The organism is Stenotrophomonas panacihumi, assembly GCF_001431645.1.
GTDB classification, from domain to species: Bacteria; Pseudomonadota; Gammaproteobacteria; order Xanthomonadales; family Xanthomonadaceae; genus Stenotrophomonas_A; species Stenotrophomonas_A panacihumi.
In genome coordinates this window covers 1-15163 of record NZ_LLXU01000102.1, presented here as the reverse complement: position 1 = coordinate 15163, position 15163 = coordinate 1, and the positions used below count along the sequence as shown (strand labels likewise).

9 protein-coding genes and 1 pseudogene are annotated in these 15163 nt (G+C 71.0%); 7 read left to right on the top strand and 3 right to left on the bottom strand.

Annotation, left to right across the window (positions count from 1 at the left end; genetic code table 11):
* Positions 1-306 precede the first annotated feature (306 nt).
* A complete protein-coding gene (locus ARC20_RS13530; protein WP_057647997.1) occupies positions 307-930 on the top strand; it encodes a glycine zipper 2TM domain-containing protein in 624 nt (207 codons plus the stop codon).
* Positions 931-936: 6 nt separating this feature from the next.
* Here the strand turns inward: ARC20_RS13530 and ARC20_RS13525 are convergent, their stop codons facing one another.
* A complete protein-coding gene (locus ARC20_RS13525) occupies positions 937-1824 on the bottom strand; it encodes a PhzF family phenazine biosynthesis protein (protein ID WP_057647995.1) in 888 nt (295 codons plus the stop codon).
* Between the two features lie 32 nt (positions 1825-1856).
* Positions 1857-2708, bottom strand: a complete 852-nt coding sequence (locus ARC20_RS13520) for a PhzF family phenazine biosynthesis protein (protein ID WP_057647993.1) — start codon at positions 2706-2708, stop codon at positions 1857-1859.
* A gap of 83 nt (positions 2709-2791) precedes the next feature.
* Between ARC20_RS13520 and ARC20_RS13515 the strand changes: the two genes are divergently transcribed.
* The 4 genes from ARC20_RS13515 to ARC20_RS13500 all read left to right on the top strand — a co-directional run bounded on the left by ARC20_RS13515 (position 2792) and on the right by ARC20_RS13500 (position 9528).
* Positions 2792-5401, top strand: coding sequence for a bifunctional aspartate kinase/diaminopimelate decarboxylase (locus ARC20_RS13515; RefSeq protein ID WP_057647991.1), 2610 nt, complete (start codon positions 2792-2794; stop codon positions 5399-5401).
* 84 nt (positions 5402-5485) lie between these two features.
* Positions 5486-6841, top strand: a complete 1356-nt coding sequence (gene murL / locus ARC20_RS13510; RefSeq protein ID WP_057647989.1) for a UDP-N-acetyl-alpha-D-muramoyl-L-alanyl-L-glutamate epimerase — start codon at positions 5486-5488, stop codon at positions 6839-6841.
* On the top strand, positions 6822-8240 hold the full coding sequence (gene murD / locus ARC20_RS13505; RefSeq protein ID WP_057647987.1) for a UDP-N-acetylmuramoyl-L-alanine--D-glutamate ligase: 1419 nt from the start codon (positions 6822-6824) through the stop codon (positions 8238-8240). Before murL ends, murD begins: the two co-directional genes overlap by 20 nt.
* 487 nt (positions 8241-8727) lie before the next feature.
* Positions 8728-9528, top strand: a complete 801-nt coding sequence (locus ARC20_RS13500; RefSeq protein WP_057647985.1) for a dienelactone hydrolase family protein — start codon at positions 8728-8730, stop codon at positions 9526-9528.
* A gap of 16 nt (positions 9529-9544) precedes the next feature.
* Here ARC20_RS13500 and ARC20_RS13495 read toward each other — a convergent pair whose 3' ends face one another.
* Entirely contained in the window at positions 9545-10543 is a 999-nt protein-coding gene (locus tag ARC20_RS13495) for a polyprenyl synthetase family protein (RefSeq protein WP_057647983.1), read from the bottom strand.
* Positions 10544-10820: 277 nt separating this feature from the next.
* On the opposite strand from ARC20_RS13495, the gene ARC20_RS13490 reads away from it, so the two are divergent.
* Positions 10821-11234, top strand: coding sequence for a hypothetical protein (locus tag ARC20_RS13490; protein ID WP_057647982.1), 414 nt, complete (start codon positions 10821-10823; stop codon positions 11232-11234).
* 197 nt (positions 11235-11431) lie between these two features.
* Positions 11432-15163 (top strand): annotated as a pseudogene (locus tag ARC20_RS18535) (hypothetical protein); the annotation flags it as partial.

Below are 15163 nucleotides of genomic sequence, written 5' to 3'. Positions count from 1 at the left end.
TCGGCGGGGGGGGGGTGTGGGGGGGGGGGGGGGGGGGGGCCTTTGCGGGGCCGGTGGGCGCAGTGGGGGGCGCCGCCGCCCCCCATGGGTGGGTTCCCGGGCGTGTCCCGAAAGGGCCCCGCCCCCACAGGCCGTGCATAACCTAATGCGAGCCGATCAACATCGAAGGCCACTCAACCTGCCAACACCCAGCCAGCCCCGCTCCCCAGCCGGCCGCAGGCCAAAAAAACCCAACCCCATTCAGTGCCGTTTCACCGCCCCAACCCCAGCATCCGCAACAACATCCCCACCCGCCGGTAAGCCGCGATGAAATCCACCCCTTGGATTCTGGGCATGCTGGTAGCCGGACTGGCGGTAGCAGGCAGCGCCCAGGCGCAGCGTTACCGCGACGACGGTGGCTATCGCGACCGCGACGACGGCCGCTACTACGACACCCGCGACAACGGCAGCGACGTCGGCTACGACTACGCCCGCGTCGTGCGCGTCGACCCGATCATCGTGCGCGACCAGAACCGAGAATCCGCGCGCTGCTACGACCGCCCTGCCCAGGGCAGCTACGGCGGCGGTGGCGGCGACTACTACGGCGACAACACGCCCACGGTGAACGCCCCCGGCCGCAGCCTGGCCACCGTCATCGGCGGCGTCGCCGGCGCGGTCGTCGGCAGCCGTTTCGGCGGTGGCAGCGGGCAACTGCTCGGCACGGCGGTCGGTACGGTCGCCGGCGGCCTGGCCGGCCAGTCGGTCTACGACGCCAACCACCCGCAGGATCGCCAGGGCTACGTGCGCGTTTGCGACCCCGCGCCGGAGCCGCGCGAAAGCGTCGATGGCTACGACGTCACCTACGAATACGGCGGCCGCACGTACCACACCCATAGCGACTACAACCCCGGCGACCGCATCCGCGTGCGCGTGGAAGCCGCGCCGGAGTAAGCAGGCTCAGGCGCCCGGCCAGTCCAGCGTGCCGCGGATCACCGTCTGCACCTGGCCGCCGGACCACACGTCGCCGTCGGCATCCACGAACAGCTCCAGCTGCGCGTCGGCGCCGATCTCGCGCCCCTGGCTCACCCGGTAACGCCCGCCCGCGCCGGGCAACGCGCCGCGATGATCCAGCCACGCCGCCAGCACCGCATTGGCCGCACCCGACGCCGCATCCTCGAAACGCCGGCCCAGGCCGACGAACGCGCGCACTGCCAAATCCCATTCCGCGCCCGCATCGGCGCGCGCATAGGCGAATACGCCCATCGCCTGGGTCTGCTCGGCCAACGCGGCGATGGCGTCCCAGTCCGGCGAAAGCGCGCGCAACGTGGCTTCATCGGCCACTTCCACCACCCACCAGCGACGGCCGCCTTCCATCAGTGCCGGCGGCAACGTGCCGAGCCGCCAGCCGCGCAATGCCTCGGAAAGACGCGGGTCATCGGAAGCCACCACTTCGCCCACCGCCGCGCGCGGCGTGCGGATGGCGATGCTGCGGCCAGCGCCGTCCCCGTGCACCTGCAGCGGCAGCTGCCCCGCGATGCCGTCCTGCACCAGCACGCCCTCGCGCGCCTGCGCCAAGTCCAGCTCCAGCACCGCATGGGCCGTGCCCACGCTCGGATGCCCGGCGAAGGGGACCTCCTTCTGCGGGGAGAACATGCGGATGCGGTAGCTCGTCGCTTCGTCCGTGGCGGGGAACACGAAGGTCGTTTCCGGCAGCCGCGTCCAGCGGGCGATGGCCTGCATCGCCGCATCGTCCAGCCCCTCGGCGTCGAGCACCACCGCCAGCGGGTTGCCGCCCCCGGCGCTCGTGGAGAACACATCCAGCTGCAGGAAGCGGCGCGAAGTCATCGGCGGGACTCGAAAAAACAGGGGCGCGCAGCTTACCAGTCGATCCGGCCGTCGATGACCGACTGCACCTGGCCGCCGATCCACACCTCGCCGTCCTCGTCGATTTCCACCCGCACGCGCCCATCGCGGCCCATTTCGCGGCCCTGGCTGGCGAGGTAACGGCCTTCGCCCGGCGCACGGCCCTGCGCGGCCAGGCACGCGCCGATCAGCGCGTTGGCGCTGCCCGTCACCGGGTCTTCCGGCACGCCCACGCCCGGCGCGAACGCGCGCACCGCCACCTGGTAGCCCTGGCTGCCATCGCACAGCGCGAAGGCGGCCAGCTTGCCGTTGCCGGGCAGCTGGGCGATCGCCGCGAAATCGGGCTGCAGCGCGCGCAGTGAGGCCTCGTCGCGCACTTCCAGCAGCCACCAGTCCGGGCCGTTGTTCCAGAGCGCGGCCGGGTGCGGGCCGGCGATCGCCGCCAGCGACGGCGGCAGCGGCGGAGGGGCGATGTCGCGCAGCTGCGCGCGCGGGCTGAGTACCCGGGCACGCAGGTCATGGCGCGGACCGTTCAGTTGCGCCGGCAACAAACCCGCCGCGCATTGCTGTACCACCGCGCCGTTGCGCGGCGTCGCCAGCCCCAGGTGCACCGCGGCCCAGGCCGCGCCCACGCTGGGGTGGCCGGCGAACGGCAGTTCCATCACCGGGGTGAAGATGCGGATGCGGTAGTCGGCGCCTTCGTCCGGCGGCAGGAAGAACACGGTCTCGGACAGGTTCAGCCATGCCGCCAGGCCCTTCATCTCGTCTTCGGACATGCCTTCCGCGTCCAGCACCACGCCGAGCGGGTTGCCCGCGCCGGGGCGGGCGGAGAAGACGTCGAGCTGGAGGTATCGGCGAACGGTCATGATCGGGGCCTGTGGCAGTAGAATCGGGGGTTCCGCGTCCATTCGCGGCGCGGCATCCCCCCTATCGTAGACAAAGCTCAACCATGTCAGCTTCCCCTTCCGTGGATCGTTGGATCGTCCTCAAGTTCGGCGGCACTTCGGTGTCGCGTCGCCATCGCTGGGACACGATCGGGAAACTGGCGAAAAAACGCGCGGACGAAACCGGCGCGCGCGTGCTGGTGGTGGTGTCGGCGCTGTCGGGCGTGACCAACGAACTCACTGCCCTGGCCGACGGCGCCGCCGACAGCCGCGAGCGCGTGGCGGCGCTGGAACAGCGCCATCGCGAGTTCCTGGCCGAGCTGGAATTGGACGCCGAGGCCGTGCTGGGCAAGCGCCTGGCCGCGCTGCGCGGCCTGCTCGACGACCCGCGCGCGGCTACCCGCACGCTGGACTGGCAGGCCGAAGTGCTGGGCCAGGGCGAGCTGCTGTCCTCGACCATCGGCGCGGCCTACCTGCGTGCCAGCGGCCTGGACATCGGCTGGGCGGACGCGCGCGACTGGCTCGACGCGCTGCCGCCGCAGCCGAACCAGAGCGAGTGGTCGCGGCGCCTGTCGGTGTCGTGCCAGTGGCAGTCCGACGCCGCCTGGAAGGCGCGCTTCGACGCCCAGCCCACGCGCATGCTCATCACCCAGGGCTTCATCTCGCGCCATGGCGATGGCGGCACCGCCATCCTCGGCCGCGGCGGCTCGGATACCTCGGCGGCGTACTTCGGCGCGCTGCTCGGCGCCAGCCGCGTAGAAATCTGGACCGACGTGCCCGGCATGTTCAGCGCCAACCCGCGCGAAGTGCCCGACGCACGCCTGCTCACCCGCCTGGACTATTACGAGGCGCAGGAAATCGCCACCACCGGCGCCAAGGTGCTGCACCCGCGTTCGATCAAGCCCTGCCGCGATGCCGGCGTGGCGATGGCCATCCTCGATACCGAGCGCCCGGACCTGCCGGGCACGCGCATCGACGGCACCGCCGAGCCGGTGCCGGGCGTGAAGGCGATCAGCCGCCGCAACGGCATCGTGCTGGTGTCGATGGAAGGCATCGGCATGTGGCAGCAGGTCGGCTTCCTGGCCGACGTGTTCAACCTGTTCAAGAAGCACGGCTTGTCGGTGGATTTGATCGGTTCGGCCGAAACCAACGTCACCGTGTCGCTGGATCCGTCCGAGAACCTGGTCAACACCGACGTGCTCTCGGCGCTGTCGGCCGATCTTTCGGAAATCTGCCGGGTCAAGATCATCGTGCCGTGCGCCGCCATCACCCTGGTCGGCCGCGGCATGCGTTCGCTGCTGCACAAGCTCTCGGACGTGTGGGCCACGTTCGGCAAGGAGCGCGTGCACATGATCTCGCAGTCGTCCAACGACCTGAACCTGACGTTCGTGATCGACGAGAGCGATGCCGACGGCCTGCTGCCGATCCTGCACGCCGAGCTCATCGACAGCGGCGCCATGCCGGTGGGCGAGGGCGAGGTGTTCGGCCCGCGCTGGCGCGAGATCACCGGTTCCGTGCGGCCGCGCCCGCTGCCGTGGTGGCGTGGCGAGCGCGCGCACCTGCTGCGCCTGGCCGAAGCCGGCACGCCGCGTTACGTCTACCACCTGCCGACGGTACGCGAACGCGCGCGTTCGTTGCTGGCCATCCCGGCCATCGACCAGCGCTACTACGCGATCAAGGCCAACTCGCATCCGGCCATCCTAGAAGCGCTGGTGCAGGAGGGCTTCGGCCTGGAATGCGTCTCGCACGGCGAACTGCGCCGGGTGTTCGACACCCTGCCGGAACTGTCGCCGCGCCGCGTGCTGTTCACCCCGAGCTTCGCGCCGAAGGCCGAATACGAGGCGGGCTTCGCGCTGGGCGTCACCGTCACGCTGGACAACGTCGAAGCGCTGCGCCACTGGCCCGAGGTGTTCCGCAACAAGCAGATCTGGTTGCGCATCGACCTCGGCCACGGCGACGGCCACCACGAGAAGGTCAATACCGGCGGCAAGCAGTCCAAGTTCGGCCTGTCGGCGGCGCGCGTGGACGAGTTCGTCGATGCCGCGCGCGCGCTGGGCATCACCATCACCGGCCTGCATGCCCACCTGGGCAGCGGCGTGGAGACCAGCCAGCACTGGCGGCTGATGTTCGACGAACTCGCCGGTTTCGCGCGCCGCATCGGCACGGTGGAGATCATCGACATCGGCGGCGGCCTGCCGATTCCCTACAGCGCCGAGGACGAACCGTTCGACCTCGAACGCTGGGGCGCCGGGCTGGCCGAGGTGCGCGCGGTGCATCCGGCGTTCCGCCTGGCGATCGAGCCGGGCCGCTTCCTGGTGGCCGAATCCGGCGTGTTGCTGGCCGGCGCCACGCAGGTCATCGAGAAGGACGGCATCCACCGCGTCGGCCTGGACGCCGGCATGAACACGCTGATCCGCCCGGCGCTGTACGACGCCTGGCACGACATCGAGAACCTCTCGCGCCTGGACGACAGCGCGCTGGGCCCGTTCGACGTGGTCGGCCCGATCTGCGAATCCTCCGACGTGTTCGGCAAGCGCCGCCAGCTGCCGGTGGCGACCGCGCCGGGCGACGTGATGCTCGTCGCCGACGCCGGTGCCTATGGCTATTCGATGGCCAGCACCTACAACCAGCGCGAACTGCCGCGCGAGGACGTGATCGATGCGCCGGCCCGCTGACCGCTTTCCCCATACCCCCCACATGATCCGCCCGGCCGCGCACCCCCTCGCGCGAAAACCGGGCTGCCCGTCCCCGGAAATTCCATGACTGCTTTCGACAAGACCCAGGTCTCCTGCTTCCGCTTCGTGCGCTGTGGCTTCGACGCCGCCAGCGGCGTCGCCTCGCTGGTCTACGCCTTCGACCAGGGCCCGGAGATGGTGGAGACGATCACCGTGCCGGGCGCGCCGTTCCAGCTGGACGCTGCGCGCGCCGAAGCCGTGCAGCGCGCCCTGCGCCTGCTGCACCTGTTCGCCGGCGTGAGCTATTACAAGGCCGCCGTGCCGCCGCAGGTGGCGATCGACGATTACCAGATCGACGCGGCCACCGCCGCGCTGGTCGAGGACCTGTACCTGCATGGCCTCGGCGAGTTCGCCTATCGCAACGGGTTGAACCTGCGCGGGCGCTTCAAGCTGCCGGTCGGTGCGCAAGCCGCGCCGGCGGCCAGCGCGGTCGGCCTGCCGGCGCGTGCGCTGGTGGCGATTGGCGGCGGCAAGGATTCGCTGGTGAGCATCGAAGCGCTGCGCGCGGCCGGTGTCGAGCAGACGGTCACCTGGATCGGTGGTTCGCAGCTGATCCGCGCCTGCGCCGAACGCACCGGCCTGCCCACGCTCAACCTGGGCCGCACGCTGGCGGCGGAGCTGTTCGAGCTCAACCGCCAGGGCGCCTGGAACGGCCATATCCCGGTGACGGCGGTGAACTCGGTGATCATGCTGCTGGCCGCGCTGCTTACCGGCGCCGACCAGGTCGTGTTCTCCAACGAACGTTCGGCCAGCTACGGCAGCCAGATCCCGGGCACCGGCGAGGTCAACCACCAGTGGTCCAAGGGCTGGGCGCTGGAGAAGGCGCTGGGCGAGTACGTGGAGCGCCACGTCGCCAGCGACCTGCATTACTACTCGCTGCTGCGCCCGCTCTCGGAGCTGGCGGTGGCACGCCAGTTCGCGAAGAACGACCACTACGACGCGCACTTTTCCAGCTGCAACCGCAACTTCCACATCATGGGCGAGCGTCCGGTGAACCGCTGGTGCGGCGTGTGCCCGAAGTGCCACTTCGTGTTCCTGGCGCTGGCGCCGTTCATGCCCAAGACGCGGCTGGTGAAGATCTTCGGCCGCAACCTGCTGGACGACGCCAGCCAGGCCGGCGGTTTCGACGCGCTGCTGGAGTTCCAGGACCACAAGCCGTTCGAGTGCGTGGGCGAGGGGCGCGAATCGCGCGCGGCCATGGCCACGCTGGCGGCGCGCCCGGAATGGAAGGAAGACGTGCTGGTGAAGCGTTTCGCCCGCGAGATCCAGCCGCAGTTGCCGGCCGACGAACTGCTGCTGGCCCCGCAGCTGGAGATCGGCGACGAGCACCGCATCCCGGCGGCGCTGTGGGAGCGCGTGCGTGCGAATTTCACAGCTTGAGGGGCAGGCGGTCGCGCTGTGGGGCTGGGGCCGCGAAGGCCGCTCGGCCTACCGTGCGATCCGCGCCGCGTTGCCGGCGCAGCCGCTGACGCTGTTCTGCGGCGCGCATGAAGTGGCCGAGGCGCAGGCGTTGGATGATGCGCAGCTGTCGATCGAAACCGAAGCAGACGCCGCCGCGCTGTCGCGCTTCGCGGTGGTGGTGAAATCGCCGGGCATCAGCCCGAATCGACCGGAGGCGTTGGCCGCCGCGCAGGCGGGGACGCATTTCGTCGGCGGCACGGCGTTGTGGTTCGGCGCGCACGCGCAGCCGGGCGGCATCGTGCCGGGCGCGGTGTGCGTGACCGGCACCAAGGGCAAGAGCACCACCACGGCATTGCTGGCGCACCTGCTGCGCGCGGGCGGCCATCGCACGGCGCTGGCCGGCAACATCGGCCTGCCGCTGCTGGAGCTGCTCGAACCGGTGCCGCCGCCGCAGTACTGGGCGATCGAGCTGTCGAGTTACCAGACCCGCGAGGTGGCGCGCAGTGGCGTGCGGCCGCAGCTGGCGCTGGTGCTCAACCTGTTTCCCGAGCACCTGGACTGGCATGGCGGGGAGGCGCAGTACATCGCCGACAAGCTGTCGCTGGTGACCGAGGCGGCGCCGCGCATCGCGCTGCTCAACGCGGAAGACCCGCGGCTGGTGGCGCTGGCGCCGAGCCTGGCGGCCAGCGAGGTGCGCTGGTTCAACCATGCCGAAGGCTGGCACCTGCGCGGCGATGTGGTGCATCGCGGCGAGGTGGCGGTGTTCGATACGGCGCGCGTGCCGCTGCCGGGCCGGCACAACCGCGGCAACCTGTGCGCGGTGTTGGCGGCGATCGAGGCGCTGGGCCTGGACGCGGCGGCGCTGGCGTCGGCGGCGTTGACGTTCCAGCCGCTGCCGAACCGGTTGCAGACGATGGGCGTGCGCGACGGCATCCGCTACGTCAACGATTCGATCAGCACGACGCCGCATGCGACGCTGGCGGCGCTGGCGTGTTTCCCGGGGCAGCGGGTGGCGGTGCTGGTCGGTGGCCATGACCGCGGGGTGGACTGGCACGATTTCGCCGAACACATGGCGGGCGATGCGCAGGCGCCGGTGGAAATCGTGACGATGGGGGCCAATGGGCCGCGCATCCACGAACTGCTGTTGGCCTCGGCGCAGGCCGGGCGCTTCGGGCTGCATGCCGCGGCGGACCTGCCTCAGGCGGTGGCGCTGGCGCAGGTTGCGCTGGGGGATGCCGGGGGCGTGGTGCTGCTCTCGCCGGGTGCGCCTAGCTTCGGCGCGTATGCCGACTATGTGGCGCGTGGCCGCCATTTTGCTTCGCTTGCCGGGTTTGATCCTGAGGCGATCAGTGCGATTCCGGGGTTGGGCGTCGCCTGAGCTGGGTTCTGGGCAAAAGCCCGGCGGTTCGGTTTCCCCGCACGGCGCCCGGGCGGCATGCCCCGGCGGGGGACGCCGAAAGCCGTCATCCATGACGTCGAGCTCGTCGGGCGACATCCATGTCGCCCGACGCCCCCGCCAGCGCACGCCGCCCGGACACCCGATGGTTTCCCGCGGCGGATCGGCGAGCAAAAGCGCTCGCAAAAGCAGGTGGTCAGATTTTCGCCACGCAATGGCTGGGCCTTGCGGCACAAGCGGTGTGGAGGGTTATCCACAAACTTCTCCGGTGATCATCCACATGGGCTGTGGAGAAGCGTTTTTGCTGCGGTGAAATTTTCGCCATCGCGGTGACGAGGCTTGCGCCGCAAGGCGCTTGCACGGTTGTCCACAGGCTTCTCCCGGGGCCATCCACATGCGGTGTGCACAACCGCGGCCGTCACGCGGGCGGGCTACACTCGCCGCCACTATCCAGCCGGAGGCAGTCCCGATGAGCAGGCGCAATCCTTGGCAGTGGGCGGTGGGCATGCTGGTCCTGGCGGCGTTGCCGCTGTCCGCTTCGGCGGCGATGCAGGCCAGGCCCGTCGAGTGGAAGATCGGCCAGGACACTTTCAGTGGCGTGCTGGTGTACGACGATGCCGGCGATGCGAAGCGCCCGGGCCTGGTGATGGTGCCGAACTGGCGCGGGGTCAACGAGTCGGCGGTGGAGAAGGCGAAGAAGATCGCCGGCGACGATTACGTCGTGCTGGTGGCCGACGTGTACGGCAAGAACGTGCGGCCCAAGGACGACAAGGAAGCCGGGCAGGTCGCCGGCAAGCTGCGTTCGGACCGGGTGACGCTGCGCGCGCGCGCCGCCAAGGCGGTGGAGGTGCTGAAGGCGCAGGCCGGCAAGGCGCCGGTGGATCCGTCGCGCATCGGCGCGGTGGGCTTCTGCTTCGGCGGCACGACGGTGCTGGAGCTGGCGCGCTCGGGCGCGCAGCTGGCTGGCGTGGTGAGCCTGCATGGCGGCATCGGCACCGACATGCCGGCGCAGGCCGGTGCGGTGAAGACGCCCGTGCTGGTGCTCAACGGGGCGGCCGACAAGAGCGTCACCGCCGAGGACATCGCCGCGTTCCAGAAGGAAATGGACGCCGCCGGGGCGGATTGGCAGTTCGTGAACTTCAGCGGGGCGGTGCATTGCTTCGCCGAGGCCGATGCGAACAGCCCGCCGGGCTGCCTCTACAACCCGCGGGCGGCGAAGCGGGCTTACCGGATGCTCGAGGATTTCTTCGACGAGCGCTTCGGGGATTGAGCGGCGGGCGGCACGCTCAGTGCGTGCGCGCCACCGCGTAGCGTGCCAGGCCGCGTAGCGCGGCCACGGCATCGTTCTCTTCCAGGCCGTCGAGCGCTTGCTCGGCGGCCTGCGCATATTCGGCCGCGCGGCGGCGGCTGTATTCCAGCCCGCCGGTGGCGTGGATCGCCGCCAGCACTTCGGGCATCGCGTCGGCATCGCCCTGTTCGACGATCTCGCGCAGGCGCGCCTGCGTGGTGGCATCCGAATGCGCGATGGCGTGGATCAGCGGCAGCGTCGCCTTGCCCTCGGCCAGGTCGTCGCCCAGGTTCTTGCCCAGGTCGGCGGCGTCGGCGGCGTAGTCGAGCACGTCATCGGCAATCTGGAACGCATAGCCCAGCTGCATGCCGTAGTCGTACAGGCGCTGCTGGGTGGCTTCGTCCGCGCCGCTGGCCAGCGCGCCCAGGCGCGTGCCGGCGGCGAACAGCACCGCGGTCTTGCGCTCGATCACGCGCAGGTAGGCCGCTTCGTCGGTATCCGGGTTGTGGACGTGCAGCAGCTGCAGCACCTCGCCCTCGGCGATGCGGTTGGTGGTGTCGGCCAGGATGCGCATGACCGGCATGCGGTCCAGTTCCACCATCAACTGGAAGCTGCGCGAATAGAGGAAGTCACCCACCAGCACGCTCGGCGCGTTGCCCCACAGGGCGTTGGCGGTGCTGCGGCCGCGGCGCAGGTCCGATTCGTCCACCACGTCGTCGTGCAGCAGGGTCGAGGTGTGGATGAACTCGATGATTGCCGCCAGCTGGTGGTGTTCCGGGCCGCCGGCGCCGAGGGCGCGGCCGGCCAGCATCACCAGCATCGGGCGCAGGCGCTTGCCACCGGCGGAGATGATGTGGTCGGCGATCTGGTTGATCAGCACGACATCCGAAGCGAGGCGACTGCGGATCAGGGCATCGACCGCGGCCATGTCGGGGGCGGCGAGCTGCTGGATCTGGGGCAGGCCCAGGGCGGGGCGGAGGTCTTCGGCGAGGCTCATGCGGATCGGGCTGGAAGCGTCGGCGAATTATAGGCGACTGCCCGTGTTTCCGTTGTCGCCGGGGGCCGGACGGCCCGTTCCATCCCCCGGAACCCTTGCTGCGCTGCAGGATGCGCCCATGCCCGGATCGGATAGGCTTCGCCCGACTGCTCGCAGCCCTGGGAGGGGATCGGCGCGGCAGTCTCGCTTTTCGGGAAACACGCGTTCCACCGCTGCACACCGGTCCCCACGGCCGGCGGTTGGTTTTGCTGCGCTGTTCTTTCAACCCGGAGGAAGCATGAAGCATGTCATCGCCGTCCTGGCGCTCGCTTGTCTGCTCGTCGGCCTGGCGGTGTCCGCCTCGGGCGCCGACCAGGTCACCACCGTCCCGGTCCACTTCCCGCACGGCGCCAGCAGCGCCACGCAGAAGGGCCACTTCACCGGCTACGACAGCGTGCATTACACGCTCGATGCCAATGCCGGGCAGGTGATGCGCGTGAGCGTCAGCGGCAGCAACAACGCCAGTTTCAACATCTACAAGCCGGGTGACGAACCGGGCGCGGCCGAGGCCATCGGCAGCGGCGGCGTCGGCACGCCGTGGGAAGGCAAGCTGCCGGCCAGCGGCGAATACATCGTGCAGGTCTACCAGATGCGCGCTTCGGCACGGCGCGGCGAGAAGGTCGACTTCTCGGCGCAGATCGCGGTGCGCTGACCCGCGCGCGCAAGCGCAATACGCAGGACGCGACGCGCACCGGCCACGCCACGGCCGGTGCGTTTGGCGTGCGCGAACGCTGCACGATCTGGCCATTTTTTCATCACTGCTTCTACACGGTTGCAACGCCCAGTCTCTGGTCGGCGCCGCCGCAGGTGCGCGCTTTCCGCCCTGCGGGCACCCCAGAGGACAGGCTCATGGTCAAGCAGCTGGCGCCGGCGTCGTCCCGGCATTCCCCCACACCCCTCACTTCCGCGCGGCGCGCACGCCTGCCGCTGGTGATCCTCGGCCTGCTGTGCAGCCCGACGCTGTTCGCGCAATCCGTTCCGCCTTCCGATGTCGACGCCTGCAGGGATGACGCCGCCGTGTCGTGCGACACCGCCGGCGGCGGCATGGTCACTCCGGCGGTGGCGGTGGGCATCGACTACTTCCAGGCCGACGGCCTCGCCGACGGCAGCGACAACGCGACCGCCACCGGGCAATACACCGTGGCCGCGGGCAGCAACGCGGTGGCCAATGGCCTGGGCGCGACCGCGCTGGGGTCGCAAACCAATGCGGTAGGCACCGCGGCGATGGCGGTCGGCGCCTTCTCGCGGGCCACGGCCGACCAGACGATGGCCGTGGGCACCGGTGCCCAGGCGCTGGTGCTTGGCGCGCAGGCGGTGGGTATCGCCGCGATGGCCGAAGGCGAGCGCTCGCTGGCCGTCGGTGGCGACGCACGCGCCGCGGGCGCCAGCAGCGTGGCCATCGGCAACCAGACGCAGGCCACCGGCGCCAGCAGCATGGCTGTCGGCAACCAGACGCAGGCCACAGGCGTCAGCAGCATGGCCGTCGGCAACCAGGTGGAGGCGAGCGGGCAGAGCAGCGTGGCCATGGGCTACCAGGCCAAGGCCGACAACGTGTTGACGACCGCCATTGGCGGCTGGAACGACGTCAACTCCGACGGCGTCGTCGACGCCAACGAGATCACCCATGCGTCCGGCCAGGCCGCCATCGCCATCGGGCCGGGGGCGCAGGCGTCGGCGACGGGCACCATCGCGATGGGGCTGCAGAGCGTGGCCTCCGGGGAAGCCAGCACGGTCATCGGCGCGGGCTCGGTGGCCTCGGGCCTGGGCAGCGCGACGTATGGCTACGACGCCCAGGCCACCGCGCAGGCGGCGCTGGCGCTGGGTGCCGGCACGCGCGCCATCGCCTTGAACAGCACCGCGATGGGCACCCTCGCGCAAGCGCAGGCCGACAACACCATCGCCATCGGTTACCTCTCGGTGGCAGCGGCCACCGACAGCGTGGTGGTGGGCGCCAACGCGCAGGTGGCGGCGGTGGCGACCAATGGCATCGCGCTGGGCAACGACAGCCAGGTCAATTCGCTCAACGGCATGGCGCTGGGCACGGCCGCGGTGGTCGCGGCGAACGACCCGAGCGGCACGCCGGTCAGCAACGGCATCGCCATCGGCAACAACAGCCGCGCCAACAACTCCGACGCCACCGCGGTGGGCACCAACGCGGTCGCCAACGGGCAGAACAGCGTGGCCTTCGGTACCGGCGCCAATGCGCAGGGGCCGCAGGCCAGCGCGATCGGCCAAGGGGCGCAGGCGACTGGCAGCAACTCGGTGGCGCTGGGGACCTCGGCGCGGGCGGTGGGCAACGTGAGCACCGCCTTGGGCCAGAACGCGGTCGCCAGCGGTTCGCTCAGCGTCGCGCTGGGGCAATCGGCCGATGCCACCGCCAGCGAGGCGCTGGCCGTGGGCAACAACGCGCAGGCCACGGCCAGCAATTCGACCTCGCTGGGCCGTTCGGCCAATGCCTCGCAGGCGGGCGCACTCGCGTTGGGCGCGGACTCGGCCGCCGCAGCGGTGGATGCGTTCGCGGCCGGGCGCGGCAGCGCGGCCAGCGCTGCCAGCGGCACCGCGCTCGGTGCGGGCAGCAGCGTCACCGGCAGCGGCGGCGTGGCGCTGGGGGCCGGTGCGCTGGCCAATCGTGGCAACGCGGTGTCGGTGGGCAATGCCGGCACGCAACGGCAGATCATCAATGTCGCTGCCGGCACCGCCGCCACCGATGCGGTGAATGTCAGCCAGCTCACCAGCGCCACCAGCGATACGCGCTATTTCAAGGCGCAGGGCCTGGACGACGGCAGCGACGATGCGGCGGCTACAGGCACGCTGGCCGTGGCCGCCGGCGCCAGCGCGAACGCCAGCGCAGAAGGCGCGGTGGCCATCGGCACGCAGGCCCTCGCTTCGGGCATCGGCACGCTCGCCGCCGGGCGTGGCGCGCAAGCGGTCAGCGACGGTGCGGTCGCGCTCGGCGATGGCGCAGTGGCGGACACCGGCGCGGCGGTATCGATCGGGCGCGGCAACGCGGCGCACGGCAACGGCGCGGTGGCCATCGGCGATCCCAACATCGCCACCGGCGATGGCGCCGTGGCGCAGGGCCTGGACAACACCGCCACCGGCAATGGCGCGCTCGCCATCGGCCACACCAACCAGGCGAACGGGCAGGGCGCGATGGCGCTGGGCTTCCAGTCGCAGGCACAGCAGGCCGGTGGCGTGGCCTTGGGCGATAGCGCGGTGGCCACGGTGAGCGGCGGCGTAGCGCTGGGCAGTGGCGCGGTGTCGGACCGCGCGCTGGTGCCGGCGAGTGGATCGATCCCGGCCGGCGTCGGCGGCGTGCCCTACGACACCACCGATGCGACCCTGCTCGGCGCGGTATCGGTGGGCTCGGGCACCAGCTACCGGCAGGTCACCCACGTCGCCGATGGCACGCAGGCGCAGGACGCGGTGACCCTGCGCCAGCTGCAGGGCGCGGTGGGCTCGGTGTCGGTCTCCACCACGCAGTATTTCCATGCGAACGCGACGGCGGCCGACGCGCTGGCCATCGGTACCGACAGCGTCGCGGTGGGCCCCACGACGGTGGTCAATGGCGACAACGGCATCGGCATCGGCAACGGGGCGGTGATCGGCGTGGCCGCGCCCGGGGGCGTGGCGATCGGGCGGGCCAGCCACGTGCAGGCGGCCTCGGGCGTGGCGCTGGGCACGCAGGCCAGCGCCAATGGCGAGCAAGGCCTGGCGCTGGGGGCGGGCGCCACGGTGGACCATGCACTCAGCGTGGCGCTGGGGGCCGGTTCGCAGACCACGGTGGGCGCGCAGGTGGGATATGCGGGCTATGGATTGGCGACTGCGCAGGATTCCGGCGGCGAGGTCGCGATCGGCAGCAGTACCGCGCGGCGACAGCTCACCCAGGTGGCGGCGGGCAGCGCGCAGACCGACGCGGTCAACGTGGGCCAGCTGGCCAGCGTGGCCGGCGGCGTGACCCAGCTGTTTGGCGGCGGTGCCTCGCTGGGGGCGGATGGCAGCGTGGTCGCGCCGTCCTACGTGTTGGGCGGCAGCGTCTACGGCAACGTGGGCGATGCGCTGGCCGGCCTGGATGGGCGCATCGCGATCCTGGAGAACGCCGTGGCGCCGCCGCCCGGCAGCCCGGGCGCGGCGGATCCGCGCTTCGCCGCCACCGGGCCGGCGGCAGCCAGCGCCGCCGGCGTGGAGAGCGTGGCGGTAGGCACCGGCGCGCAGGCCACGATGGAGGACAGCGTCGCGCTCGGCAGCAACGCCCGGGCCAGTGCGGCCGGCAGCGTGGCGATCGGCGCCGATGCCGTGGCCGACCGCGCCAATTCGGTCTCGGTCGGCCGCGACGGCGGCGAGCGCCAGGTCACGCACGTCGCCGCCGGCACCGCGGCCACTGACGCGGTCAACGTGCGGCAGATGGAGGAGCAGGCCGTCGACACCCTGCAGCAGGCCAATACCTATACCGACCAGCGGGTGGGGGACGTGGTGTCGATCCCGATGCAGGAGATCGACTCGCTGCGCGGGGAGATGGAAGACCGCTTCCGCACCGTCAACAAGACCATCAACCGCCAGGGCGCGATGAACGCGGCGATG

Coding starts and splice junctions, on each gene's coding strand:
- murL (WP_057647989.1), top strand. CDS start 5,486: ATGACTGCTTTCGACAAGACCCAGGTCTCCTGCTTCCGCTTCGTGCGC.
- ARC20_RS13500 (WP_057647985.1), top strand. CDS start 8,728: ATGAGCAGGCGCAATCCTTGGCAGTGGGCGGTGGGCATGCTGGTCCTG.
- ARC20_RS13515 (WP_057647991.1), top strand. CDS start 2,792: ATGTCAGCTTCCCCTTCCGTGGATCGTTGGATCGTCCTCAAGTTCGGC.
- ARC20_RS13525 (WP_057647995.1), bottom strand. CDS start 1,824: ATGACTTCGCGCCGCTTCCTGCAGCTGGATGTGTTCTCCACGAGCGCC.
- ARC20_RS13495 (WP_057647983.1), bottom strand. CDS start 10,543: ATGAGCCTCGCCGAAGACCTCCGCCCCGCCCTGGGCCTGCCCCAGATC.
- ARC20_RS13530 (WP_057647997.1), top strand. CDS start 307: ATGAAATCCACCCCTTGGATTCTGGGCATGCTGGTAGCCGGACTGGCG.
- ARC20_RS13520 (WP_057647993.1), bottom strand. CDS start 2,708: ATGACCGTTCGCCGATACCTCCAGCTCGACGTCTTCTCCGCCCGCCCC.
- ARC20_RS13490 (WP_057647982.1), top strand. CDS start 10,821: ATGAAGCATGTCATCGCCGTCCTGGCGCTCGCTTGTCTGCTCGTCGGC.